Origin of the sequence: Ferviditalea candida, from assembly GCF_035282765.1 — a bacterium.
GTDB lineage: Bacteria > Bacillota > Bacilli > Paenibacillales > KCTC-25726 > Ferviditalea > Ferviditalea candida.
On sequence record NZ_JAYJLD010000024.1, the window covers coordinates 15,513 to 41,174 of the forward strand.

Here is a 25,662-nt window from a genome sequence, read left to right on the forward strand (position 1 = left end):
ACCTTAATAACGGCTTACGCAGTTGCGGCTAAATGCCGTACCCATTGACAGCATAAACGAGGTGGTTAAGTGCTTATTTACATAGGGAAAATTATTTTATTATTCACCATAACCATTATTGTCATCCGATTCTTGGGAAAATCCGCTCTTGCTCAATTGACCCCCCATGATCTGACAGCGATTATTTTCCTGGCAACTTTAGCCGTCAATCCGATTCTCAGCGACAAATTGGGCCAAACCCTGATCGGTATTCTGATGGTAACGACGCTGCACTTCATTTTGTCGAAACTGGCTCTTCTCCGTTGGTTGAATAAGTTACTGATTGGACAACCCACCATTCTCGTTAAAAATGGAAAAATCATAAAGTCCAATTTGGAACGCAGTCATTTCTCGCTTATTGAATTGTTGGCCACTTTCCGTACCGGTGGATACCCGAATATCCAAGATATCGAGTACGCGATTTTGGAACCGAACAGTGAAATCAGTATTATTCCCAAAAAAGACGTTGTTTCGCTCACTCCAAGGCACCTTAAGCTGGATGTGGACAATAAGGGTTTGCCCATTTCAGTGGTGGTTGAAGGCAAAATTCAGCATAACAACCTTAAAATCATTGATAAAGACGAGAACTGGCTGATGAAGCAGCTTGAATCAGCGGGATATCCCAATGTCAAAAAGATTTTTTATGCTGCTGTCAGAGATAACGATCATTCATTAATCATTGATACCGGTTATGAAAATTGACTGACGGAGCGAAACTGGACATGATCGATCGAAACTCATCGATACTGCGGGGAGCGGATGCCCGTCGTTGCATCATTGCCGGCAGCGCCAGCCAAACCTCCAACAGCAGGGGGAGTTCCATTCCTAGGGTGCGAAGGAGCGAGTCATCCTGAAACACTGCTTGCGGCGAGCCCTCCATCACGCACTGCCCCCGATCCATGACGAGTATCCAATCTGCCCACGCATAGGCGAGATTCATATCATGTGTAGCCATCACAACCGTCACGCCTTGGCGATGAATGCGGTCCAACTCCCACACTAGTTGTTTCTCTGAAGAGCGGTCCAAATAGGCGGTGGGCTCGTCCAGTATGAGAAGTTCAGGCTCCAGCGCCAACACGCCGGCGAGCGCGACTCTCTTCTTTTGCCCGAGGCTCAATTGATGAATGGGTGTCTCGGTCAGATGCTCCAGCCCCATTGAGGCAATCATCCGTTCCGTGCGGCGGATAATTTCCGGGTCAGACATTCCGGCGTTGCGCAACCCGTATGAAATGTCCTCGCGCGGCGTATTCAGGATCAACTGGTGCTCAGGGTCTTGAAAAACAAGCCCGATCTCCCGGCGCAGTCTTTTCAGGTGCTTAGGTTGATAAGATATGTCGGCTCCTTTCCAGATCAGTTGACCGGAGGCTGGGCGATGAATGCCGATCGCATGGAGAAAAAAGGTTGATTTTCCCGATCCGTTATGGCCGCAGATGGCGGTCTTTTTTCCTTGCGGTATTCGCAGGTGAAGATCTTGGAGTGCCGGAGCGGTTGCGCCGGGATACGTAAAGTTGACACCAATCGCTTCCAATAGTGGTTTCATCACAATTTCCTCCCATACAGCCATATGCTTAAACCTGCCAATAGCACTACCCCGATGAGGCTTTCCCAGTAGTAACGCCGCGGGATGGGAGCGGCTTCGTAAGGAGCCGTCCTGATCTCGTCGATAAACCCCCTGGAAGCAAGTCCGTAGGATAGGTTTTTGTACTGCAGCATCGTTTTAACGAACAGTCGGGAAACCATAACAGCTGTGTCTGCAAGCTTGTTGCGGAAACCATGATGTCCGCCGCGTGCTCGCTGCGCCGTATACATGTTCGTCGCCGTATCCGAGAGCAGGAACAGAAAACGGTACATGATTAGCATCAATTGCAGCACAAGAGTGGGTACACGCAATTTGTTCAAAATTTGCAACAGTTGGGAAAACGGTGTAGTCAAAATCAAAAACAAGAGACAAGACGATGCAGCGATAATCCGCAACCCCAACATTCCCGCGAAAGCCGCGCCGGACGGCCTCACATAGACGATCCAATGCGCAGCGGCAAGCAGAATCGTCCCTCCGGGAGAATCTGCGGCGCTCGGAGTCGCTTGAATTTCCGCGAGCAGAGCCGGAAGGCTTGCGATATAAAACAAACAAGACATACCGAGCAACCCTAGGTAAAATTTAAAAGAAATTTTGGCATAAACAACAATCCAAACGGAAATCCACCCAAATATCGCGGTCTGAACCAAGGGGGGAGAAACGTAAGAAAGCAAGAACAAAACGGCTGCGAACCCGCTTTTCCATAAAGGAGAAACGGGGCGCAGCTTGTTTGTGTAAGAGAACGAATCGATCTGCCGGATCAAGGGTTTTCCCTCCTGGAACGTCTGCCTTTAAACCAGCCGATCGCATAGCCGATGAACCCCGCGCCGATTGCGGCCTGCAAGGCGAACAGCATGCTTTCGGTTTCGGCAGGAGGCTGTACCAACGGCAAAAACCAACGTTTGTACGACGGATCGAGTGTGTCAATGGCTTTCGCTGCGGCATCGTCCGCCCCGCCGAAATCTCCATTTACAAGAAGCAGGGGGAATGCGGCGAGTATGACAACGCCGGCCAGCAGCAGCAGATTTTTCGTACGTGTACGCATAGTCATTCGACTCCTTTCATTCTGCGCTGCAGGACAGACAGTTCTTCGGGGCTGTACGCCTGCATCCAATTCCAGATCAGTATGGTCAGCAGCCCTTCGCTGATTGCCAGCGGAATTTGGGTAATGGCAAATATGCTGCCAAATTTAACGAATGAAGCCATAACTCCGCCATGCTCCGCAGGGAAGGCAAGAGCCAGTTGGAACGAAGTAACGACATAAGTGGACAGGTCCGCAAGCGCTGCAGCCGTAAAAATCGCCAGCTTTTGCTTGCCGGTTGTTTTCGCCAGCCATCTGTAGACGGAATAACCGACGATAGGACCGGCAATGGCCATCGAGAAAGCGTTTGCGCCGAGCGTGGTCAACCCGCCGTGGGCCAGCAGCAAAGCCTGGAACAGCAGGACGATGGAACCGAGCACGCTCATCGGCAAGGGGCCGAACATGACTGCGCCGAGCCCGGTTCCGGTCGGATGCGAACTGCTGCCGGTTACGGACGGAATCTTTAGCGCTGATAGCACGAAGGTAAATGCGGCGGCCAAGCCGAGCATGATTTTTAGTTCCGGCGCTTCTTTCGTGATGGTTCGCAAGCTGCGAAGCCCGGATGCAAAGAAGGGAACAAAAACCGCCCACCAGAAGATCGCCCAGCCCAAAGGCAGAAACCCTTCCATGATATGCATGGCATGGGCAGTCTGGGGCTCGTTCAACACGAAATACAGCGTAAAGCCGGAAATGAGCAATAGAGTACGAATTGAAAAACTTCGATAGACGTTTTTTCTTATATTCATGATTTGTCGTTCCTCCTGTTTATGTGATATTCCAATCAAAAAAGACCAATCCAACAGGATTGGTCAAGGGTACGTATCAATAGACGATACAATCCCTGATGATTGTCGTTTCATAGGGAGTACACCTCTTCTTTCCGCGAAGGTATTTGGGTGTGCATCCGATAGGTAGGTCTCCTGGCTCCCGGTTCATCGCGCCTCTCGTCTTCCCCGATTGTCGAGTGACATTTTGAGAGTAGCTTCCCGGATACAGTGGCGGGACCGCTCGGGATTTGCACCCGATTCCCTGTTACCCCTTGCATACGCAAGGGCACCTTACGGACTCTGGTATTCAGTTATATCTTGCATCTTTACTTTTATTAAGATTACTTCGAGTATATCATAAGGTGAAGTTCCTTTGAATAGAACCCATTCAACTTTTTGAACGGCAGAAAAAATCCGGGAACATTCGAAACCTTCCGATCGGAAAGCCCAGACAACCTCCAACCTTCCCGATCATGGTTTGTTTCCTGTTCTAGGCATTGGCGGTTTTATGCTGGGATTAAGTTTATTGATCCAAATCTTTCTATCTTTTTGTGCTGCAATTCATGATCTGGGAGCCACAAGAAGCGTAATCATCAAGACCCTTCAGCCGGTGATCACCATGTTGACCGCGATTACCATTAATTTTTGCGTCATGGTCATGCATTATCCGATCAGTCGATCCTTGCCATCCAACCGATGCTCGTTGCGTTATTTTCCGTACTATTCGGATTGTCGGAAAAAATAGGTTTGTTGGTACGATAGGGATTATCGTGATTGGTTCATAAAACTATGGTACTATAGAACATAATCCGCTAAGGATTCCAAGTGAGCCGACTGAAAGCGAGGCGGGTGCGCAATGCTGCGCATGCTGTGGAAAAATCCCGCATGGCAAATGTTCGTCATTGCATTGGCCACGGCGGCGATGGGGGAGCTGAAAGTCACCCCGTTCAACGAGGCAGGCTTCCGGATTGCATTGGGGAGCATCACGTTTTTGTTTCTGCTGCTGCTTTCCAAGAGCTTGTCCTACGTACGCATCGGAATATTGACGGGGCTTGTCGTGCTGCTGTTTCGCGTGCTGGAGGAACAGATGTTCAGGACTGGCGTCCCGATTGAAGCCAGCATCCTGAGGCATTTTCCGGCTTCGTTCTTCTATATTGTGTATGGCGTTCTCATGAGCTTGATCAAGCATAGGCTTGAGAATTTCTATCCGCTGCGGGTCGGTTTGTTGGTCACGTCGATCGACTTCATCTCCAATTCAACGGAGTTGCTGATTCGCAAGCTTCTGGCATACCCGACGGCATTCATGACAAGCGAGTGGATATTTTTGTTGGCGCTTGCAGTCGTGCGAAGCTTTTTCGTGATCGGCTTGTACAGCACGCTTATCCTCCGTGAGCTTCGGTTGGTGCACGCTGAGCAGAGAAAAAGAATGGAGCAGATGCTGACGATTGGCGCAGGCCTGTATGGGGAAGCCTTTCATTTGAAAAAGTCGATTGAAGCCACGGAAGACATTATGGCCAACAGCTATAAGCTGTATCAAACGCTGAAAGCCTCCGATTTGAAGGAAGAGGGCAATCAAGCGCTTCGAATCGCACAGGAAATTCATGAGGTCAAAAAAGACTCTCAGCGGATTCTGGCCGGTCTGATGAAGCTGTTCGACAAGGAAATCGGCGTGGATTTGCGTGTTGCGGAAATTGTCGAGCATGCGATCCGCGCGAATGAAAAGTATGGAGAGATGCTTGGCAAGGAGGTTGTGTTCCGTCGGGATATGGAAGCTGATTTTCCTACGGTGCACGAGATCCCCTTGCTCACGCTGCTTAATAATTTGCTGGTGAATGCGGTGGAAGCGATTGAAGGCAAGGGCGTTGTGACGGTCCGCGTTTTTCGGGTCTACGACGAAACGGTTTTTCAGGTGACGGATTCGGGACACGGAATACCGCGGGAGGTGCGGGAGATGATTTTTGAACCGGGATTTACGACCAAGTTTGATGAGCTCGGGGTGGCTTCAACGGGTATTGGCCTCTCTAACGTGCGGGATATCGTCAACGATTTTGGCGGAACCATTAAAGTTGAAGCAGGACCGAGGGGAAAGGGGAGCGCGTTTGAGGTTCGCTTGCCGACGGAAGTGATAAGATTGGAGGAATGACGATGCTGACCTTCTTCATAATTGACGATGATGCCGTAAGCAGGCGGATGCTGCAGTCCATTGTGGAAGACAGCGGGCTGGGGGAGGTGATCGGGGCGGCCGGCAGCGGCACGGAAGGGGTGGCCGAAGCTCTGCGCTCCAAACCGGATGTCGTGCTGATCGACCTGCTTATGGCCGATCAGGACGGAATTGAGTCGATTTCCCAGCTCCGGGCCCGCGGTTTCCAAGGCAAATTCGTGATGATCTCGCAGGTCGTCGACAAAGAGATGGTCGGTCAAGCGTATCAGATGGGCATCGAGTTTTTCATTCACAAGCCGATCAATAAGCTGGAAATCCAAGCGGTGCTGGAGAAAGTCAACGGGCAGCTGAAGCTGGACCGTTCACTCCTCGAAATCCGCAAATCTCTGGCGTTCCTCGAGCAGGATGAAGCGTCGGCCAAACCGGCTGCCAAAGAGCGGACCGTGCGGGATGTCGCATATCACCTGATGATGGACATGGGTATAACCGGGGAAAACGGGAGCAGGGATATTGTGGCGATTATGGAGCGCCTTGTCGAGAGGGGGGAACCGGAGCTGCCCTCTCTGCAGGAGCTTTATGAAGCGATTGCGGCCAAATCCAAGCTAGGCGACAAGGAAATCGCCAAGGAAAGCAAGGCGATCGAGCAGCGGATTCGGCGGACGGTGCTGGCGGCCTTGACTCACCTGGCCTCTTTGGGCTTGACCGATTACAGCAATCCCAAGTTCGAGTACTATGCGCCGATGTTCTTCGATTTTCAGGATGTGCGGCTCCGTATGAAGGAAATAGACGGAGAGGTTTCCTTAAGCAAGGCGAAGGTGAGCATCAAAAAGTTTCTGCAGGTGTTCTATTGGGAGCTGTCAAGCAAATTGAAAGGCTGAGAAGGGCTTGGAAGGGCGCATGCCGATTAGCTGTCGAGAAATCCCATCATCATGGGAATGAAGATCCATAGGGCTGGAGGGTATCTTCTGTAGAGACCTGGCCTTCGCCTTTGAAACCGGGAAAATACCGCAATTTCTAATCCCTGTTTTCCTGGTTTCAAGAGCGACGGAAGAAGATACCCCCCATCGGACCAAAAGACTTCATTTCATTCTTAGGGTTTCTCGACACTCTGTAGGGCGCAGGCCCTTCTTTTTTTGTTTTATCATCATGGGCGGTGTAGGATTCTATCGGATTGCGTAGGTCTGTCGCTATGATGTGAATATCATATTGAGGTAAAAGCGTTTGCAAGACGAGCTTTGACGAAAGGAGGGGAGTCCGTTGATTCAGTTTCGCCAAGTGAACAAGCACTATGGCCAGTTCCATGTGTTGAAGGACATCAATCTGGATGTCAAGCAGGGTGAAGTAGTGGTGATCATCGGTCCTTCCGGTTCGGGCAAGAGCACGCTGCTGCGCTGCATCAATCGTCTGGAGACGATCACCAGCGGCGAATTGACGGTGAACGGCATCGCCGTGAACGACAAGAAGACCGATATCAACAAGCTGCGCCGCGATTTCGGGATGGTGTTCCAGCACTTCAACCTGTACCCGCACAAGAAAGTCATCGACAACATCACGCTTGCTCCGATCAAGGTGCTTGGCGTCGATTCGAAGACCGCAAGGGAGACGGCGTTGTTCTATCTGGAAAAGGTGGGAATAGCCGAGAAGGCCGACGCTTATCCTTCACAGCTTTCCGGCGGGCAGCAGCAGCGTGTGGCGATTGCCCGCGGGTTGGCGATGAAACCGAAGATCATGCTGTTCGATGAGCCAACCTCGGCCCTGGATCCGGAGATGGTCGGCGAGGTGCTGGACGTCATGAAGACGTTGGCGAGGGAAGGCATGACGATGGTCGTCGTCACGCACGAGATGGGTTTCGCCAAGGAAGTAGCCGACCGCGTCATTTTTATGGATCAGGGCAGGATCGTGGAGGAATCCACTCCGGCCGAATTTTTCGCCAGTCCCCGTGAGGAACGCGCACGGGTATTTCTCAGCAGGGTTTTAAATCACTAAAACCATAAAATGATTAAAAAACAGGGGGTATACTTGCAATGAAAATGTTCAAACGATTGACCGGCATGGGTGTGATCCTTGCGCTTGCTGCAATGATGCTGTCCGCTTGCGGCCAGGGGGGAGGCTCTTCGAATTCGAACGCGGCGGGCAATACTGAAGCGCCCAAGGCGGAAGCGCCGAAAACCGAGACCGCAGCTCCTCAAGCAGGGTCGCTCGAGGAAATCAAGAAGCGCGGCAAGTTTGTCGCGGGCGTGAAGTATGACACGTTTCTCTTCGGATTCAAGAACCCGACCAGCGGCCAAGTAGAAGGCTTCGACGTCGATATGGCAAAGGCGATCGCGAAAAAGATTTTTGGCGACGAGACAAAGCTTGAGCTTAAGGAAGTCACATCGAAGACGCGGATTCCGATGCTGCAAAACGGCGATATCGACGCGATTATTGCGACGATGACAATTACCGATGAGCGCAAGCAGCAGGTCGATTTCTCCGATGTGTACTTCAAGGCGGGCCAATCTTTGTTGGTGAAGAAGGGCAGCCCAATCAAGTCGGTCACCGACATTAAAAAAGGCACGAAGGTTCTGGGCGCCAAAGGCTCTACATCGGTGAAGAACATTCGTGAGAAAGCTCCGGAAGCGACGGTGCTGGAGTTCGACAACTACCAGGACGCATTCGCCGCGCTGAAAGCAGGCCAGGGCGATGTGCTGACAACGGACAATGCCATCCTCTACGGTATGGCAAAGCAGGATCCGAACTTTGAGGTAGTCGGCGGCAACTTCACGGATGAGCCTTACGGCATTGCGGTGAAGAAGGGCGACACTGAGCTGCAGCAATTGATCAACGATGTGATCAAATCCATGCAGGAAAGCGGCGAATATGACAAGCTGTATGAACAATGGATGGGCGTAAAGCCAAGCAAGTAAGCTGAGCGAGGGTTCCGGGATGGGCGGCGCGATTGTCCGCCCATCCCGTTTACTTCACGGAGAGGAGGTTGCCCGTGGTCGATGTTTCAATTTTGACGAAGTATTTCGACTTGTATATGAAGGGGTTGGGCCATGTCGTCGCAGCGAGCCTGCTGGCGATGGCAGGCAGCTTTGTGCTGGGGACGGTCATTGCAGTCTTCCGGATTTCGTCGCTTCGCGTGCTTAAGGCCATAGGCTTTGTTTACGTGGAAGTTATCCGCAACATTCCCTTGCTGCTGGTGGTCTACGGCTTCTACCTGCTCCCGCCGGTGTTCGGCTTAACGGCTGTAGACGGATTTACATCGGGCACACTCGGATTGACGGTGTATACGGCCGCATTCATTGCGGAGGCGGTGCGGGCCGGCATTATGTCGGTTTCGAAGGGACAGTCGGAAGCTGCGAGATCTTCAGGCATGACGTATATGCAGGCCATGTGGCACATCATACTGCCGCAGGCGATCCGCATCGTGATCCCGCCGATCGGCAACCAATTTTTGAACATTGTCAAGAACTCGGCGATTCTCGGTGTCGTGGCAGGCTTTGACCTGATGTATTACGCGGATATTATTGCGAGCGACACGTTTGTCACGTTCAGCCCGTACCTGTTTGTCGGGATGTTTTACCTCGTGCTCACCATACCGATCAGTATCGGCTTGAAGGTATTGGAGCGCCGACTGTCCCATTCCAAATAACTGCCGAACGGAGGTGAGCCGGTATGGATTTTGCCGGAGCATATGCATGGCCAAATATTAAATATATTCTGCAAGGGCTGTTTGTTACGCTGGAGGTTTCGCTGTACGCAATCACGTTGAGCTTCGTGCTTGGGAGCATTCTTGCTTCCATCCGCTACTCCAGGGTGCCGGGGATCTCGCACGCCGTGGGTCTTTGGGTGGAATCGATCCGGAATTTGCCGCTGCTGCTTATTATTTTCTTCGCCCATTTTGCCCTTCCGGAAGTGGGGCTCAAAATGAATGTGTTTGTGTCTACGGTGGTGGCACTGACGGTATTCGAGTCGGCGATGATCTCCGAGATCGTGCGCAGCGGACTGAATTCGATCGACAAGGGGCAGACGGAAGCGGGGCGCGCCTCGGGACTCACGTATCTGCAAACGCTGTGGCACATCGTGCTGCCTCAGGCGCTTCGCCGGATGGTGCCGCCTATGATCAGCCAGTTTATCGCCCTGCTGAAGGATACATCGCTGGCGGTTATCGTTGCCCTGCCGGAGCTCTTTCACAACATGAGCGTAGTGAAGAGTCAGAACGTAAATTATACGATGCCGATGTTTTTGCTGGTGGCCGTGCTGTACTTTACCGTGAATTTTTCATTGTCCCAGCTTACAAAACGGATGGAACTGAAGAGCTAGGGCTCGCTTATTTCATTGCGATACCTTAGCGAGTCCAATCCGCCGTCATGCAAAAGGCCGACCTCTCGGGTCGGCTTTTTGCGTGATGAGAAACCCTAAAAATGAAATGAAGTCTTTTTGTCGGGTGGGGGGTATCTTCTTCCGTCGCTCTTGAAACCAGGAAATGGGATTAGAAATTGCGGTATTTTCCCGGTTTCAAAGGCGAACGCCAAGTTTCTACAGAAGATACCCCCCAACCCTATGGATCTTCATTCCCATGATTATGGGGTTTCTCGACAGCCTAGGCCGACCTCTCGGGTCGGCTTTTTGCTGTAAAGAGGCTCGAAATGTCTTGATTCCCTATACATAAAGTCGGGCAGTCCAGTCACCAGAAAAATGGGAAGGGAACAGCCAATAAGGCAATGACAAGCAGATCAAACAAAACGAGGGGGATAACAAACGGGAAAAATGAGATGGTCGCTTTATGATTATCGTTCGTTTGAAGGGGTTGGAGATAAACGTGATGATGATCAACCTTTACAATTTTTCCGCGATAAACGCCATGAACGGTTGTGATCTCAACCAGTTTATCGAGATATTGTTGGCATATTTTGCGATTGGCAGCGGCATCCATTTGATTCACCCCCCTCATGTAAGGACATGTTATATGTTATGTTCGTTCATGAGTGAAAGTGTGGGTGAAGGGGAACAGGAACTTTAAGTATGTCCTCAGATTCGCGATTTAGTTGAGACGTCTCTAAACTAAAAAAGGTCCAGACGCGGTTACGGCCTCGCGGAACTGGAGAATTTATATATAAGTAAAAATTGACAGGAAGTGACCATAATGATCGAAGTGGCTGCAGCCATCATCGAGAACGGGCAAGGGCAAATCCTGATCGCCAGAAGGAAAAAGGGCAAATCCCAAGAAGGGCTGTGTGAATTCCCCGGCGGCAAGCTTCCTATCGTTTTTTGGTCGCTATTAGACAAATATAAGATGGTGATCCTCAAACCCTCGAACGGATTCGGGGGGAGCAGGGGTCATTCAAGTCGCTTCAAAGGGGAACGGCAAATATGAAGTGCATGCCGGCACACTCAAGAGCACGATCGATGGAAGGAATGAAGCGTACTCTTATGTTCATAGCAAGACAAGAGGAAGGGCCTATATCGTTCAGCAAAAAATCCATTTAGCCAAAGTGGGCGGCAGGCCGTTTGATGTACGGGTCATGGTTCAGAGAAAAAGAAACTCGTCTGTATGGGTCGTCACAGGCAAGCTGGCCAAAATTGCCGGACCGGGGTACATTATTACGAATACGGCGAGGAGCAAAGGGCGGGTTGAACAGTTAGCCACGGCCATTCGCAAGTATTATGGATATTTAAATACGGTCGGACTGGATATGGGGGTGGATGTAAACGGCCGGGTTTGGATTATTGAGACGAACTTTGCACCGATGATCTCGTTATTTTATCGTTTGAGAGATAAAACCATGTACAGGCGGATCCAATCGTATTCCAGAGGTTAAAAACGACATGCGGATCAGCATCCGAAGCACCCGCTCAGGTGCTTTATTCTTTTGCGGGGAATCGATATTTGAAACCCCTGACGGTTTGCAATATTATTTCGACGAAACAAAGCATCCCGTATGCGCGTCTAATGAAAAATCGATTTTTCGGTGAAAGGAATGGCAAAGATGCGGTACACATGTTCAGTTCTGCTGCTCGTTGTCTTGACGATCATGCCGGGAACCATATGGGCAGCGACCCCGCAGCCGACTGTCGCATCCGGGATAGCGGTTCAGCTTGACGGCATCAAATTGCAGTTTAGAGTTGCGCCTATTCTCGAAAAAGGCACAACCTTGGCGCCGATGCGCGAAATTTTCGAGGCTCATGGCGCAAGCATCGCCAAATGGGACAACCGGACGAAAACGGTAACGGCTGTGAAGAATCAAAGGGAAATCATCTATACGATCGGACGTACCGAGGCGATCATCAATGGCGGAACGTATGCTTTCTCTTCTGTTCCGGGAAGGCTCGTGAACGGGAGCGTGCTTATTCCGCTGCGGTTCATCAGTGAATCGCTCGGGGCCACGGTGGAATACGACGTCAAGTCGCGCACCGTTATGATCCGAGGAGCGGAGCGTGATTGGGGATCGGCTTCTCCGGAAGTATTTGCCGGGTATCGACTGACGCTGCCTTACCAGCGGATGATGCAGCATGCGCCTTATTTTCTTTCCTATGTACGTCAGAACCAGACGCGGGACTCGTTCGTATTTTTCGGAGATTCAACGACATGGGGATCGTACCTGGGGAGAACGCAAACCTTGCCTTATCTGTTCGGGCAGCGGACGGGGCATAACAGTTACAATCTGGGAGTGCCCGGATTTACCTCCAGCCACATGGTGCCTTTCCTGAAGTATGCTTTGCGGGACATTAGGCAGCCGACGGTTGTGGTCGAACTGCAAACATTCTGGGGGGCTTCGCAGGATTTTACGGGGCTGAGCGAGCTGCTGAAGGGTACGATCCCGGATTATTCGGCCGCTCTCGCTTATCTTCGAAAAGATATGAGCCGGGACGATGAAACGATGACTCCGCCTTATGCGGACTACTCCTCGCAATCGAAGGAAAGAATCGCGGCCAGTATTGGGCGGGGGAAATCGTTATTTTCGCCGAAGAAAACGATGGATGACGAACTGAATCGGAGGTTGACGGAACTGCGTGATTTCATTGCCAACCGGCCGGATCAGTCGTTTGCTCTGTATGTGCCGCCCTACCAAACGGCGGAAATCTACAAGTATACGGATCTAACCCCGGCAGGTCTCGAAGCGTATGTGAACCAGATGAAGACGGTGTTCGACGGCATGTCAAATGTCCGCTTTGCGGATTTCAACAGGCTGGTAGCGGGGTGGCAGCAGGCTGATTTTGTCGACTGGCTTTATCTTTCGGCAGCGGGTGAGCGGAAGTTCGCCGAGCGAATGCAGAAGTGGTTGTCGGAATCGTGAAAGAGTAGCTTTTTTGCCGCAACATGGTAGTCGATCTTTAACAAATCCACTCAGTCAATGATAAGCGCTAAGCAAGACTTACCAACCGGAGGAAATGGCCGTCGGCGCCGGCACGGTGCTCGATCCGGAAACCGCCCGAATTGCCATTCTGGCAGGGGTTCAATATGTAGTCAGTCCATTCCTGAATTTTGACACCGTCAAACTGTGCAATCGATACCAAATTCCGGTTATGCCGGGGGCTATGACGATTCAAGAGGTGGTATTGGCAATGGAAGCAGGGGCCGATATCGTGAAAGTATTCCCGGGCGAGGCCTTTGGACCTTCGTTTATCAAAGCGATAAAAGGTCCGCTGCCGCAGGCGCCGCTCATGCCGACCGGAGGGGTAAGCTTGGACCGCATTCGTAGCAGCTGATGCTGATAAAAGCGGCTTTCAATCAAGGAGAAATGAAATTCACGGATCACGATGAATATGATTATTTCTGGCTTATAAATACCATCGGAAGAGAGGCCGCGTGTCAGGTCTCTTTTTTGCGTATTGACTAATTCATTATCCAAAAATTATACTTGCATTGTCATCTTGGGACCGGAGGAGAGCATATAACTTGCAGGAACGATCCGTGCTATTGAAGCTGTTTGGCGTATCTTTGCTCTGGGGTTTTAACTATGTGGCCAGCGCTTATATGCTGCGCGACTTTTCCCCGATTTTTTTATCGTTTGTGCGATTGGTCGTGATGTCTCTTTTCTTGTTGTCCGTGGCCGCAGTCCACAGAAATTTGAAACGCCCCACCAAACGGGAGTGGATGCTTCTGCTGTATGCCGGCGTCTTCGGTACGCTGTTCAATCAATTTTTTTATTTTACCGGCTTGCAATATTCAACGGCGGGCAATGCCGCGCTCATCATCGCTTTATCGCCGATTGCCACGACCTTGCTTTCCCGTCTTTTTCTTAAAGAAGCGCTCACCTGGATGAGAGTTGCGGGTGCTCTGGTTGCCTTTTTTGGGGTAGGGGGGATTGTGCTTTACGGCGGGGCGGCATTCGGCATTTCCAAGGGCGATGTGTATTTATTTCTTTCGATGCTGGGAATGTCGATCGGTTTGTTATTTGTTCGTAAGCTGACGGTTGCCATGTCCTCGTATGAGGTCACCATTTATTCGACCCTGATCGGGACGATGCTGATGATGCCCACAGCTGCGTGGGAGGCCTCCCGCGGGCAGTTTCATGCAAGTCATCACGCATTGACTTGGCTGCTGCTGATCACTGTGGCTGTCATCGGTCAAGGGTTGGCGGGCTTTTGGTGGAATCAAGGCATTGCCGTCGTTGGGCCGTCCACGAGCTCCATGTTCATGAATATACCGCCGTTTATTGCGGTTCTTGTAGGCTTCTTGGTATTGGGCGACCCGATTCACCTCGCGCAAATCGCCGGCGGTTTTTTGATCCTCATTGGAGTTGCCGTTTCCAATATGAAGCGCTCAAATTTCAGAGGGATCAATAATCAGTCTATTTGAAACGGACATTGATGAAGCGCCTTTTTCGGGAAAAGAGGGATCTCATGATACAAGAAACCATTCGTGTGCTGAATAAACATAATATGATCAACGCTTTGACCGCATTCATGTTTACGACGACAGGGCCGCTGGCGATTATGCTGAGCGTCGGGACACAAGGCGGGCTTAACGGATCGGATATCTCCTCATGGATTTTTGCCGGTTATGCCTTGGGCGGAGTGATCTCCGTTCTATTCAGTTATCTGTATAAAATGCCGATTACCTTTGCCTGGACCATACCTGGAGCCATGCTACTCTTGTATTCGCTGGATCATCTCCGATTCCGGGAGGTTGTCGGGGCTTACATCGCCTCCGGAGTTTTGATAACGGTGCTGGGCTTGACGGGCTGGATGAAGGTGCTGATGGACAAACTGCCCTTTCCGATCGTGATGGGGATGATCGGCGGCCTGTTTTTGCCCTACGGATTGAAAATTATTTATGCGTTCCAGGAGGCGTTCTGGAATTCCCTCGCCGTCCTGGGCGCCTATATTTTGCTGTCTATGTTTCCGCGGTGGGCCGCATTGATCCCCCCGGTTTTCGGGGCGTTGGTCGCCGGATTCGTGATGTCCTTGATCACGGGAAACTTTCATCTCCGGCAGCTGCCCGCCAGCCCGTTCGTTCATCCGAACCTGTACCTGCCCGTATTTTCCTGGCAAGCGATGCTGGAGCTGGTCATTCCGTTGACCATTACCGTCATCGGCATTCAGAATGCGCAGGGGTTCGCGGTATTGAAGATGAACGGCTATGAGCCTCCGGTGAATGCCTCGACGACCGTATGCGGGGTCGGGTTCGTATTCTTCGGGCTCTTCGGCTCCGTGCCGGCATGCGTCACCGGACCGGTCAATGCGATCCTCAACAACAGCGGCACGAAAGAAACCCGTTACGCTGGAGGCATTCTGTTCGGCCTTTTGTCCTTCCTGTTCGGTGTTTTCTCACCGGTTGTCGTCGCTTTAACCTCCGCTCTGCCCGCCGCTTTTATCGGCATGCTGGGCGGCTTGGCGCTGATTCAGGTATTGCGCAGCTCGATGGTGGAGGCTTTTTCTTCCCGTCTCAGTTTGGGCGCTTTGACAACTTTCATGGTGACCGTTTCCAATGTCGCGATCTTTCATATCGGCTCGGCTTTTTGGGGACTTCTGTTCGGTCTGGGCGTTTCCCGGTTGTTTGAGCGGGATGGACTGAAGATTTAATTCCGCAGCTGGTTTCCCGCGACTTAATAAATGATCCTGCAACAGATCAAGAGGTCTGCTGAAGGGTCATCTTGCTTTGCGGGATGCAGTGAGAATTATCACTGAAACATCGTTAATTTTTTCTTATAATTCAAATTGACACAAAGTATTCCCTATCTTAAAATACCTAGTAGGGTATTTTTAATAAAGGAGGAACAACAATGTCCAATCATTACAAGGTCGTCATTGTCGGAGCAGGTACTGCTGGAATCAGCGTAGCCGCACGCTTGGTGAGAGAGTCGAAAGCGCTTAAAAATGAAATTGCCATTATTGATCCTGCGCAAAAACACTACTATCAGCCGCTTTGGACGCTGGTCGGAGCGGGAGTGGCCAAAAAGGAACAGACTGAAAGAGACACGGAATCTTTAATACCGGAAGGCGTGGAATGGATTCAGGAATCCGTCACCCAGTTTGATCCGGAAAACAATGTAGTAAAAACCGCAGCCGGCAGCGAGATTTCTTACGATTATTTAGTGGTGGCTGCAGGCATCCAAGTCAATTGGGATGGCGTCAAAGGCCTTAAAGAAGCGATTGGCCATGACGGGGTTGTAAGCAATTATTCGTATGATTATACCGATAAAACCTGGGAGGCGCTGCGCAATTTTAAAGGCGGCAATGCCATCTTCACTCAGCCGAGCACTCCGATTAAATGCGGCGGGGCTCCGCAAAAAATCATGTATTTGGCCGACGATCATTTCAGCAGATCGGGCGTTCGCGGGAAATCCGAGGTACATTTCTACTCTGCTGCCGGCAATATTTTTGCGGTGGATAAGTATGCGAAAACTCTGAATGAGGTCATTAAACGCAAAAAAATTCAAACCCATTATCAACGGGATCTTATTGAAATTCGTCCGGACAAAAAAGAAGCCGTTTTCAAAATCATGGGCACCAATGATACTGAGACCGTCAATTATGAGATGATTCACGTAACGCCACCTATGGGACCGCTTGATTTCATCAAAAATAGTCCGATCGCCGATCAAGCCGGATGGGTGGATGTCGATGCCAAAACACTGCAGCATAAGCGCTACAGCAATATTTTTGCAATCGGCGATGCCTCGAACCTTCCGACGTCCAAAACAGGCGCCGCCATTCGCAAGCAAGCCCCGGTTTTGGTGCAAAATCTGCTTTCCGACATGAAGGGCAATCCGTTAACCGCCGAATATGACGGATATACCTCCTGTCCGCTGGTGACAGGTTACGGCCGCCTTGTACTCGCAGAATTTGATTACGCGAAAAATCCGCAGGAATCATTTCCGTTTGATCAATCTAAAGAAAGATACAGCATGTATGTTCTGAAAAAGGACTTTTTGCCGGTCATCTATTGGGATGGCATGCTGAAAGGCTTAATGTAAGCGGCTTTGAATTTCAAAAGGAAGGGAGTCGAAATAACAGTGAATACCGCAACGAGGGAATTCGAATGGCTGGATAAGCTGTCTGAGCCGGAAATTCAGGAATCGCTGACAGAGCTGATCGGGAAATTGCCGAAAATTAAAGAAGCCATGACTGCTGTTGAAAATGGTGTGGATTTTCTCCGCGAAGCCTCTCAGGACCCATTGGTCGGTGAACAGTGGGATCGCCTGACAAGCGCACTGAACGTGAATGAAGATACGCTGAAAAACCTGGTTGCGCTGCTTGATAAATTGCCGTTTCTTGTGAGAATGGCGAATTTGTTGGAGCAAAGCGTCGGGTTTGTCGAAGCGGTCATGAATGATAAGCAATCCGTAAACGATCTTACAGAGGGACTTAAAGACAATGCCCGGGTCATTACGGATCAAGTGCAAAAAGGATACTCCTTATTGCGGGATGTGCAAGCACGGGCGGTAAGCAATCAACAGCAGCAAATCTCTATATTTACCGTGTTGAAATGGATGAGGGAACCGTCCGTACAAAATATTCTGCGTTACGCTCAAGCTTTTATTCAGGTTCTTAACGAAAATAATCGGAAAGCCTAATTACTTAGGGCTCGCGATGAAATTAGCGGAAGTTATTTCATTGCGAGCCCTCAATCTTCAAAGGACTCCTTAGATATTGAAAAAAACTGTACTTTTGCAGTTTTGAAAGCTTGCTGCACCGCAAGTCAAATGAGCAAGCGCAAGCTCCGCTTATTCCTCGAACGGCCAGGAGGGCAGCATGCTTCGCAGCGGTTTGTCCTGCCGGTATCCAAGCGCGTATTCGGCCTGCATGATGGTGTGAATTTGACTGGTTCCCTCATAAATCACAGGCGCTTTGGCATTGCGCAGATACCTTTCCACCGGATATTCGTTGGAAAAGCCGTAGGCGCCGTGAATTTGCACCGCATCGTTGGCCGATTGAAAGGCAACGTCAGTGGCATACCATTTGGCCAGCGAGGTTTCCTTCGTGCTCCGCTTGCCTTCGTTTTTTAGGCTGCCTGCCTTATATACGAGCAATCTGGAGGTTTCCAGTCCGAGCACCATCTTGGCGATCATTTGCTGTACGAGCTGATGCTTGCCGATTTCCTTGCCAAAGGTTTTTCTTTCATGACAGTAGCGCAGGCTCGCTTCAAGAGAGGCCATCGTGGTGCCGCAAGCGCCCGCAGCCACGGTGAAGCGTCCGCTGTCCAGCGCAGACATGGCGATTTTGAAGCCTTCGCCTTCCTCGCCGAGAAGGTTTTCCTTGGGAACTCTCACATCCTCCAGAAACATCTCTCCGGTATTGCCGGCGCGAATGCCCAGCTTTCCTTTGATCGCTCTCGTTTGCACTCCGGGCATGGTCCTTTCCACGATAAATGCGGAGATGCCCTTATGCTTTTTCTCCGGATCGGTATAGGCAAAAACCAGAAAGTGATCGGCCACATCGCAAAGCGAAATCCAAGTTTTTTGCCCGTTCAGGATGTAATCGACGCCGTCTTTTCTCGCGGTGGATTTCATGGCGGCCACATCGGAGCCCGCATCCGGTTCCGTCAGCCCGAAAGCGCCGATCTTTTCTCCTTTAGCCTGGGGCACCAGAAACTTTTGCTTTTGTTCTTCCGTTCCCCACTGTAGCAGCGTCATGCTGTTTAATCCGGTATGCACGGAAACGGCCGTGCGAAAAGCCGTATCCCCCCGTTCCAGCTCCTCGCAAACAATGGCTAGGGTATTGTAATCCATGCCGCTGCCGCCATAGCGTTCCGGAATGCACACGCCCATCAAATCAAGCTCGGCGAGCCGGTCCAGGATGCCGGTCTCGAAATGCTGTTTTTCGTCCCACTCTTTGATATAGGGCATGATCTCCTTGTCGACAAAGCTTCTTACCATCTTTTGCACCATTTCTTGTTCCTCGGTCAGATGAAAATTCATCATTGCAATGCCTCCCATTGATTTATTAGTTTAGATATCCCCGTTGCTTCGCATGGCTTCGATTTCTTCCTCGGCATACCCCAACTCGGACAATACCTCCCGTGTATGTTCGCTGTACAAGGGGGGATGCCTTCTCATCGATACGGGGGTTTTGGATAATTTCAACGGACTGCCCGCCATGCGAATGCTTCCCGCCGTCGGGTGCTCCATTTCGAACAGCATCTCTCTCGCCGCTGTTTGCGGATCGTCAAAGAGGCTTTTCATGTCGTTGATCGGACCGTTTGGAACGTCGGCGATCCGGAGGATGCGGCTCCATTCCTCAGCGGTCTTTTGCTTTAGGCGTTCGGAAATGATGCGCACCAACTCGTTTTTGTTATGGAGGCGGTCCGCATTCGTTCGGAATTTTTCATTATTGGACAGCTCCGGCATGCCGATCGCTTCGGCAAACCGGACGAACTGCCTGTCGTTCCCGACAGCGACGACCATATCACGATCCTGGGCAGTGAATACCTGGTACGGGACGATGTTGGGATGCTGGTTTCCCAAACGTTGGGGAATTTCCCCGGTCATCAAATAATTGCTGGCCGTATTGATAAGTGAGGAAACGGCTGAATCGAATAAGGCCATGTCCAGGTGTTGGCCTTCGCCGGATTGATTTCTTTCCTGCAATGCGGCCAAAATGCCGATGGCCGTGTACAAGCCGGTCATTATGTCGACAATGGCTACGCCAACCTTCAGAGGTCCGGAGCGTTCATCTCCCGTAATGCTCATCAAGCCGCCCATAGCCTGGATAATGTAATCATAGCCCGGGAGATCCTTGTATGGTCCGTTCGACCCGAAGCCGGTGATCGAAGCGAGGATAATCCGGGGATTAAGCCGCTTCATGGCTTCATAACCCAATCCGAATCTCTCCAACGTGCCGGTTTTGAAATTTTCGATCACGATATCCGATTGCACAATGAGCTTCTCGATGACTTCCTTGCCGCAGGGGCTTTTTAAATTGACGCTAATTGCCCGTTTATTCCGGTTCGTGCACAAGTAATAAGCGCTTTCATTATTCTTGAAAGGCGGCCCCCAGAATCTCGTATCATCCTTGGTTTGAGTGCCCTCCACCTTGATGACTTCCGCCCCGAGATCGCCTAAAATCATGGAGCAAAAGGGCCCGGAAAGGACTCTTGATAATTCGAGAACACGAATACCATCCAACGCGCCCGCCATTTCATCATCCCCTTTGAAAATAAAATAAGCCAACCAAACGAGAAGAACGGAATTCTCATTTGACCGGCTGTTGATCTGCGTTCGTCTTCCGGCTAAGGAGATCGGACAAATCTACACAGTCAATATAGGGCTTTATTAAATTTAATGATAGCAGTGTCTGTTAATTAATGTCAATACCTGAATGGGACTTAGCCGGAAGTTTATGCGTTTAATTAATAGAATGAAGTAAAATGACATCTTAATGTTATATAATATTACTTATGCAGGATGTACAGTCTTACTGAGGGGAGGGGTTTCCATGGTCGGTATAGAGACCCTGATCAACTTGATCCATAAGCCCGTTCACCAAGAAAGAGCGGAATCCATCCTGGCTCAATCGGATGCTTTAATATTATGAATGTCTCCATACAGGTAAACGGTGAATTTGCGACAACTGTCATGGAGCTTTCCTGCAGATTGGATGTCGAGACAGGCAAGTTGGTGCAAGAGGTACGGGAGATCGATCATGTGCTTGCGGCAGAATTGAAATAATTCAATAGAATAGATAAGTTTCTGACTTTCACTGCCTCTTAAGCGGTCGCTCATTATTGAGTCGGCCCCGCCGGAGGTTTTTTTATATGTTATGCAAAAACCACTCGGTTTTCCCGCAAAAAAAAATTGTATTGACTTTTACTGCTATCCCTTCATAAAATGTATATATAGAGAACTAAATTCACTATTTATATAAAACATATCGCTTACATTTTGTTCCAGGGAAGCCAATCTTAGAAACGAGGTGCTGGAAGATGGCCGAAGCTCATGACTTCATGAAAAGCAAAGAAGTGCGGGACTTTAACGAGGAGATTGCCAAATACCACTTGGGCCCTTTGTGGAGTGCGATTCCTGATCTCATGCACAGGGAACCCGCCCCCCAAGCTGTGCCTTATTTGTGGAAGCGGGAGACCCTCCATGCCAAGCTGATGGATGCCCGCGAAATTTTCACGTCTGAACGCGGCGGGGAACGAAGAGCGATTTATTTGCAAAATCCCGGATTGACCTATCGTCAGCCTTGGGGATGCCGAACTGGGCTTGGCATGAGCACGCCGCTCTTGAGGATTCTTTCCTGTTCTCGGTAAGCGATATTCCGATTATGGAAAAGTTCGGGGTTCAGCGCGAGGAAAGCTTTGCACGAAATCAAGGCTATCAAGAAGTGAAGGATGAGTTTAAGCCGCTCATTCCATGATCCAACAATTACCGGGGGGAGATTCTAATATGACGAATGTAAAAAAAGCTCCGTTTGTAATCGTAGGCGGCGGCATTGGCGGTCTTGCGGCAGCTTTGGGTCTTGCGGAAACCGGACGCGAATCGTATGTTTTGGAACGGGCGCCCGAGTTTGGCGAAGTGGGTGCGGGTATTCAGCTGGCCCCCAATGGTACGGCTGTTTTGGAAAGACTGGGAGTCATGGATGAAATCCGCAAATTCGCGGTTTTTCCGAAACGTCTGGTTCTGATGGATGCGTTTACCGGAAAGGAATTAACCGCTCTTGATTTGGGAGAGGCCTTCCTCAAGCGGTATGGCCATCCTTACATTGTGCTGCATCGCGCCGATTTGCACAAAGTGCTTTATGAAGCTTGTGAAGCGAAGGGCGGCATTACCATGCTGACGAACAGTGAAGTGGAAAAGGTTGAGGATTTGGGGGATCGGGCTCAAGTTACTTTGACGGACGGAACTATTTATGAAACCGATGCAGTGATCGGGGCCGATGGGATTCATTCCAAAACGCGCAAATTGGTCAGCGATGATCATCCGGTTTGCTCGCAGTATGTGGCCTACCGCGGTACGATTCCGATGGAAGAGGTCGTCGAGACGGCGGGAACGGATCCGGACGATGTGATCATGTGGATCGGCCCCCACCTTCACCTTGTTCAATACCCGGTTCGCCGCGGAGAGCTGTACAATCAGGTCGTGGTATTCAAAAGCTTTAAATATAAATCGGGTGCGGATGACTGGAAAGCCAATGATTGGGGTACACCGGAAGAGATGGACGAACGTTTTGCAAATGCTTGCTCTTATGTACAGCGTGCCGTTTCCTTTATCTCCCGTCAATTCCGCTGGGCGATGTGGGACCGCACTCCGATCTCCAATTGGACAAACGGCCGCGTAACCTTGCTTGGCGACGCAGCGCATCCGATGTTGCAGTATATGGCCCAAGGCGGCATTGCAGCGTTGGAGGATGTCGCTCACTTAACGAATATGATCCATAAATATGGCGATGATTATGCTACTGCCTTCAAGGAATACCAAGCGGACAGGATTCCGCGCTCGGCGAGCGTTCAGACCAATGCCCGCCTATGGGGAGAGATCATCCACGCGGCTGATCCGATTGCAATTTTATTGCGCAACAGCATTTTCTCCCGGCGCGACAGTTTTGACGTCAGCCACGTAGATTGGCTCTATTCCAAACGTTATCCAGATTTGTCGCCGCTCAAGTCGAGCAGGTAAGCTGCAATTAAATAGCTGCGTAAAAAAGATCGTGAACCTGCTGCCGGTTTGGTCAGTTCGTTCACGATCTTTTCTTTTGTTTCGTGCAGCATTGCGACCATCACGGCCTTTACGGTATTTGGGAAAGGAACGCCAACTGAGTTACGGCTCAGCTGGCTTTTTTTCGAATTTCGATATTTTTTGATTGGGAAAGGAAGGAATTACAGGTCGATTTCTCGAAATTTTTGTCATATCAAAACTTTACCAAAAAAAGCTGGGGAAGGTACGTAAGATGAAATATAAAACAAGGCTGTACTTGGGATTTGGGTCGGTTGTATTGCTAATGACGGTTTTGCTGAGCGTTGCTATGAATATACTGAACGGCATGGACCGGGATATGAACGAAATCGTCAGCAACCGGTACGAGAAAGTGAAGCTGGCTACCGTGATTCGATATGAAAGCAATAATATGGGTACGGGTTTAATTAATTTATTAATAGAAAATAATCCTGACAGGATGGAGCAGAATATTGATTTCATTCAAAAATCAAGACATAATGCTGAGGCGGCGCTGGACACGCTGGCGGAGAGTGTTACCCAGGATCGTGCCAAGCAATTGATTACCGATTTAAAGCTGCTGAACAATACACATGCACAGGTCGAAAGACAAATCGTGGAATTGGCCAAAGCGGGCAAAAGAGCGGAGGCGTTGCAAAAATTCACTGATTCTCAGCAGATCCGATCCGATTTATATCAAACCATTGAAGAATTGAAGAGTTATCAAGAAAAACAGATGGACACCGCACTTCTTCAATCGAATGAATCCTATCATCAAGCTGCCAATATTTTTGTCGCTTTGGTGATTGCAGCCCTGCTGATCGGGGCGGGGATTACAATTTGGGTGATACAGAGCATCGTGGGCAATCTGAACAAGATTACATCTGTCATTGCGAGTACGGCTGATGGCCCGACTGATAAATTTCCCCGGGTGGAGCTTGTATCAGGAGATGAAATCGGGGAAATTGCCGCAGCCTTTAATAATATGGCACAGAAGCTGGAAGAACACGCCGAGCAGGAAAAACAATTTAACCACACGATTCAGGAACAAAGCTGGTTGAAAACAAAGCTTGCAGAGATTACGACCATGTACCAAGGGGTTCAGGATTTGCATACCTTGGCGCAATTATTTATTACGAGGGTAACGCCTCTGGTTGCTGCAGGCTACGGTGTTTTCTACATCAAACAGGGAGAGGGCGATCAGCGTCGCCTTTCCAAATTGGCGTCCTATGCAGACAATGGCCAGCAAGTCGGCACGGACGGATTTCGGTATGGAGAAGGTCTTGTCGGACAATGCGCGTCTGAGAACAGGATGATTCTGCTTCGGCATGTTCCCGAAAACTATATTCAAATCAGCTCCGGTCTCGGAACGGCAGCACCCAATGCGATATTGATTCTGCCGGTAGAATTTGAGAATGAGGTGCTGGCGGTGGTTGAATTCGCGTCGTTTGAATCCTTCAGCCCTTTGCACGAGGCACTTCTTCAACAGATTGTCGGCAATCTCGGAGTTACGATCAAAAGCATCGCCTACCACATGCGGGTGGAAAAATTGCTGCAGAAATCGCAAACCTTGACGGAAGAGCTTCAGAGTCAATCCGAGGAACTTCAATTACAGCAGGAAGAATTGAAAAGCATTAATGAAAAACTGGAAGAGCAAAATCAAAATTCCGAACTGAAAACCAGGGAATTGGAAAAAGTAAAGGTTGAGCTTGAAGAGAATGCTCGGCAGCTGGCATTAAGTTCACAATATAAATCTGAATTTCTTGCCAACATGTCCCATGAATTGCGAACGCCGCTCAACAGTCTGCTGATTTTGGCGCAAATGCTGTTCGAAAACACGGAAGGAAACCTCACACCCAAACAATTAGAGTATGTCAACACCATCTTCTCTTCCGGGAACGATCTGTTGAATTTGATCAACCATGTTTTGGATTTATCCAAAGTGGAAGCAGGAAAGATGGATATAAATCTGGAGGAAGTTGCACTTTCCGATGTAGCGGTGTTTGCAGAACGTCATTTCCTGCCCATTGCTGGTGAAAAAGGAATTCAATATGAGATTCGGCTGGATCCTGATCTCCCGGAAACATTTCGCACCGACGTGTACCGTTTGCAGCAAATCCTGATCAATTTGCTGTCAAATGCCTTTAAGTTTACCGACCGGGGACAAGTCCTTCTCCATATTCATAAAGCGGGCAACGAGATCTTGGCCGATCGGCATATCGGTCATATCAGCGAAAATTCAGAGGGAATAATTGCTTTTTCCGTTGCCGATACGGGGATAGGAATTCCCAAAGCGAAACAAAGCCTTATATTTGAAGCGTTCCAGCAAGCCGATGGAACAACCAGCAGAAAATATGGGGGTACAGGCTTGGGGCTGGCCATCTGCAGGGCAACCGCCGAACTGTTGGGCGGGTTTGTTGATCTTTATAGTATTGAAGGCAAGGGCAGCACCTTTACGCTTTATTTGCCGATTTCAATTTCCGGAGCGGAAACTGAAAGCCGAATCTCAGCTGCTGAGGCTGCAGCCGGGCTTCTTGAAGAGCTCCCGCCTCCCGCCGTGCATCCGGATCCGTTCAAAGGAAAAAAAATATTGGTTGTAGACGATGATATGCGCAATGTTTTCGCCTTGACTACCGCGTTGGAGCGTCATCATATGCAGGTTGTGTTTGCGGAAAACGGGAGGGAAGGAATTGAGACACTGATGAATCATCCGGATATCGATCTGATCCTGATGGATATCATGATGCCTGAACTGGATGGGTATGAGGCGATGCGCGCCATTCGCAAAATTCCCGAATATCGAAGCTTGCCGATCATCGCGCTGACGGCAAAGGCGATGAAGACAGACAGGGATAAATGCATTGATGCGGGGGCATCCGATTATATCAGCAAACCGATCAATTTGAACCAGCTGTTTTCACTTTTGCAAGTATGGTTGTATAAATAGGTGG

The 25,662-nt window shown here is 50.0% G+C and carries 24 protein-coding genes, 2 pseudogenes and 1 riboswitch; of the genes and pseudogenes, 19 read left to right on the forward strand and 7 right to left on the reverse strand.

The window, feature by feature from the left end; translation table 11 throughout:
* Positions 1-69 precede the first annotated feature (69 nt).
* On the forward strand, positions 70-741 hold the full coding sequence (locus tag VF724_RS14750; protein ID WP_371755017.1) for a DUF421 domain-containing protein: 672 nt from the start codon (positions 70-72) through the stop codon (positions 739-741).
* Here the strand turns inward: VF724_RS14750 and VF724_RS14755 are convergent.
* From VF724_RS14755 to VF724_RS14770, 4 genes are read right to left on the reverse strand one after another with little or no spacing between them, the layout of a single operon-like run.
* Complete coding sequence (locus VF724_RS14755) at positions 716-1,579, reverse strand: energy-coupling factor ABC transporter ATP-binding protein (protein ID WP_371755018.1); 864 nt, start codon at positions 1,577-1,579, stop codon at positions 716-718. The genes VF724_RS14750 and VF724_RS14755 overlap by 26 nt on opposite strands.
* The gene (cbiQ, locus tag VF724_RS14760; protein WP_371755019.1) at positions 1,579-2,379 is read right to left on the reverse strand and encodes a cobalt ECF transporter T component CbiQ; all 801 of its coding nucleotides are present in this window, start codon (positions 2,377-2,379) and stop codon (positions 1,579-1,581) included. The genes VF724_RS14755 and cbiQ overlap by 1 nt, the downstream gene beginning before the upstream one ends.
* A complete protein-coding gene (locus tag VF724_RS14765) occupies positions 2,376-2,660 on the reverse strand; it encodes an energy-coupling factor ABC transporter substrate-binding protein (RefSeq protein WP_371755020.1) in 285 nt (94 codons plus the stop codon). Before VF724_RS14765 ends, cbiQ begins: the two co-directional genes overlap by 4 nt.
* 2 nt (positions 2,661-2,662) lie before the next feature.
* Positions 2,663-3,442, reverse strand: coding sequence for an energy-coupling factor ABC transporter permease (locus tag VF724_RS14770; RefSeq protein WP_371755021.1), 780 nt, complete (start codon positions 3,440-3,442; stop codon positions 2,663-2,665).
* Positions 3,443-3,589: 147 nt separating this feature from the next.
* Positions 3,590-3,772, reverse strand: a riboswitch (cobalamin riboswitch).
* Positions 3,773-4,319: 547 nt separating this feature from the next.
* Between VF724_RS14770 and VF724_RS14775 the strand changes: the two genes are divergently transcribed.
* The 6 genes from VF724_RS14775 to VF724_RS14800 all read left to right on the forward strand — a co-directional run bounded on the left by VF724_RS14775 (position 4,320) and on the right by VF724_RS14800 (position 9,932).
* A complete protein-coding gene (locus VF724_RS14775) occupies positions 4,320-5,606 on the forward strand; it encodes an ATP-binding protein (RefSeq protein ID WP_371755022.1) in 1,287 nt (428 codons plus the stop codon).
* Positions 5,607-5,608: 2 nt separating this feature from the next.
* On the forward strand, positions 5,609-6,502 hold the full coding sequence (locus tag VF724_RS14780) for a response regulator (protein ID WP_371755023.1): 894 nt from the start codon (positions 5,609-5,611) through the stop codon (positions 6,500-6,502).
* Between the two features lie 379 nt (positions 6,503-6,881).
* Positions 6,882-7,610, forward strand: coding sequence for an amino acid ABC transporter ATP-binding protein (locus VF724_RS14785; RefSeq protein WP_371755024.1), 729 nt, complete (start codon positions 6,882-6,884; stop codon positions 7,608-7,610).
* Positions 7,611-7,648: 38 nt separating this feature from the next.
* A complete protein-coding gene (locus VF724_RS14790; protein WP_371755025.1) occupies positions 7,649-8,530 on the forward strand; it encodes a glutamate ABC transporter substrate-binding protein in 882 nt (293 codons plus the stop codon).
* Positions 8,531-8,604: 74 nt separating this feature from the next.
* Positions 8,605-9,261, forward strand: a complete 657-nt coding sequence (locus VF724_RS14795; RefSeq protein ID WP_371755026.1) for an amino acid ABC transporter permease — start codon at positions 8,605-8,607, stop codon at positions 9,259-9,261.
* Positions 9,262-9,284: 23 nt separating this feature from the next.
* Positions 9,285-9,932, forward strand: coding sequence for an amino acid ABC transporter permease (locus VF724_RS14800; protein WP_371755027.1), 648 nt, complete (start codon positions 9,285-9,287; stop codon positions 9,930-9,932).
* A gap of 364 nt (positions 9,933-10,296) precedes the next feature.
* Here VF724_RS14800 and VF724_RS14805 read toward each other — a convergent pair whose 3' ends face one another.
* Positions 10,297-10,545, reverse strand: coding sequence for a hypothetical protein (locus VF724_RS14805; protein ID WP_371755028.1), 249 nt, complete (start codon positions 10,543-10,545; stop codon positions 10,297-10,299).
* A gap of 210 nt (positions 10,546-10,755) precedes the next feature.
* Here VF724_RS14805 and VF724_RS14810 point away from each other — a divergent pair, with 210 nt between their 5' ends.
* From VF724_RS14810 to VF724_RS14845, 8 genes and pseudogenes are all read left to right on the forward strand, one after another.
* Positions 10,756-10,986 carry an NUDIX hydrolase gene (locus tag VF724_RS14810; RefSeq protein WP_371755029.1) on the forward strand — a complete coding sequence of 77 codons (231 nt, stop codon included), beginning with the start codon at positions 10,756-10,758 and terminating at the stop codon, positions 10,984-10,986.
* Positions 10,952-11,431: a YheC/YheD family protein gene (locus VF724_RS14815; protein WP_371755056.1), complete on the forward strand. Its 480-nt coding sequence runs from the start codon at positions 10,952-10,954 to the stop codon at positions 11,429-11,431. The genes VF724_RS14810 and VF724_RS14815 overlap by 35 nt, the downstream gene beginning before the upstream one ends.
* A 168-nt stretch (positions 11,432-11,599) precedes the next feature.
* Complete coding sequence (locus VF724_RS14820; RefSeq protein WP_371755030.1) at positions 11,600-12,907, forward strand: stalk domain-containing protein; 1,308 nt, start codon at positions 11,600-11,602, stop codon at positions 12,905-12,907.
* Positions 12,908-12,995: 88 nt separating this feature from the next.
* Positions 12,996-13,307 (forward strand): annotated as a pseudogene (locus tag VF724_RS14825) (beta/alpha barrel domain-containing protein); the annotation flags it as partial.
* A 202-nt stretch (positions 13,308-13,509) separates the two neighbouring features.
* Positions 13,510-14,412, forward strand: coding sequence for a DMT family transporter (locus tag VF724_RS14830; protein ID WP_371755031.1), 903 nt, complete (start codon positions 13,510-13,512; stop codon positions 14,410-14,412).
* A 44-nt stretch (positions 14,413-14,456) separates the two neighbouring features.
* Complete coding sequence (locus tag VF724_RS14835) at positions 14,457-15,638, forward strand: benzoate/H(+) symporter BenE family transporter (RefSeq protein ID WP_371755032.1); 1,182 nt, start codon at positions 14,457-14,459, stop codon at positions 15,636-15,638.
* Between the two features lie 200 nt (positions 15,639-15,838).
* On the forward strand, positions 15,839-17,032 hold the full coding sequence (locus VF724_RS14840; protein WP_371755033.1) for an NAD(P)/FAD-dependent oxidoreductase: 1,194 nt from the start codon (positions 15,839-15,841) through the stop codon (positions 17,030-17,032).
* Positions 17,033-17,071: 39 nt separating this feature from the next.
* The gene (locus tag VF724_RS14845) at positions 17,072-17,632 is read left to right on the forward strand and encodes a hypothetical protein (protein WP_371755034.1); all 561 of its coding nucleotides are present in this window, start codon (positions 17,072-17,074) and stop codon (positions 17,630-17,632) included.
* Positions 17,633-17,782: 150 nt separating this feature from the next.
* On the opposite strand, the gene VF724_RS14850 is transcribed toward VF724_RS14845, so the two are convergent.
* Together VF724_RS14850 and VF724_RS14855 are read right to left on the reverse strand one after the other, a co-directional pair.
* A complete protein-coding gene (locus VF724_RS14850; RefSeq protein WP_371755057.1) occupies positions 17,783-18,976 on the reverse strand; it encodes an acyl-CoA dehydrogenase family protein in 1,194 nt (397 codons plus the stop codon).
* A gap of 30 nt (positions 18,977-19,006) precedes the next feature.
* Complete coding sequence (locus VF724_RS14855; protein ID WP_371755035.1) at positions 19,007-20,194, reverse strand: CaiB/BaiF CoA transferase family protein; 1,188 nt, start codon at positions 20,192-20,194, stop codon at positions 19,007-19,009.
* A gap of 393 nt (positions 20,195-20,587) precedes the next feature.
* Between VF724_RS14855 and VF724_RS14860 the strand changes: the two genes are divergently transcribed.
* The 4 genes and pseudogenes from VF724_RS14860 (at position 20,588) to VF724_RS14875 (ending at position 25,658) form a co-directional block, all read left to right on the forward strand.
* Positions 20,588-20,725, forward strand: a complete 138-nt coding sequence (locus tag VF724_RS14860; RefSeq protein ID WP_371755036.1) for a hypothetical protein — start codon at positions 20,588-20,590, stop codon at positions 20,723-20,725.
* A 254-nt stretch (positions 20,726-20,979) separates the two neighbouring features.
* Positions 20,980-21,249, forward strand: a pseudogene (locus tag VF724_RS14865) (cupin domain-containing protein); the annotation flags it as partial.
* A gap of 196 nt (positions 21,250-21,445) precedes the next feature.
* Positions 21,446-22,675: an FAD-dependent monooxygenase gene (locus VF724_RS14870; RefSeq protein ID WP_371755037.1), complete on the forward strand. Its 1,230-nt coding sequence runs from the start codon at positions 21,446-21,448 to the stop codon at positions 22,673-22,675.
* A gap of 271 nt (positions 22,676-22,946) precedes the next feature.
* On the forward strand, positions 22,947-25,658 hold the full coding sequence (locus VF724_RS14875; RefSeq protein ID WP_371755038.1) for a response regulator: 2,712 nt from the start codon (positions 22,947-22,949) through the stop codon (positions 25,656-25,658).
* Positions 25,659-25,662: the final 4 nt, after the last annotated feature.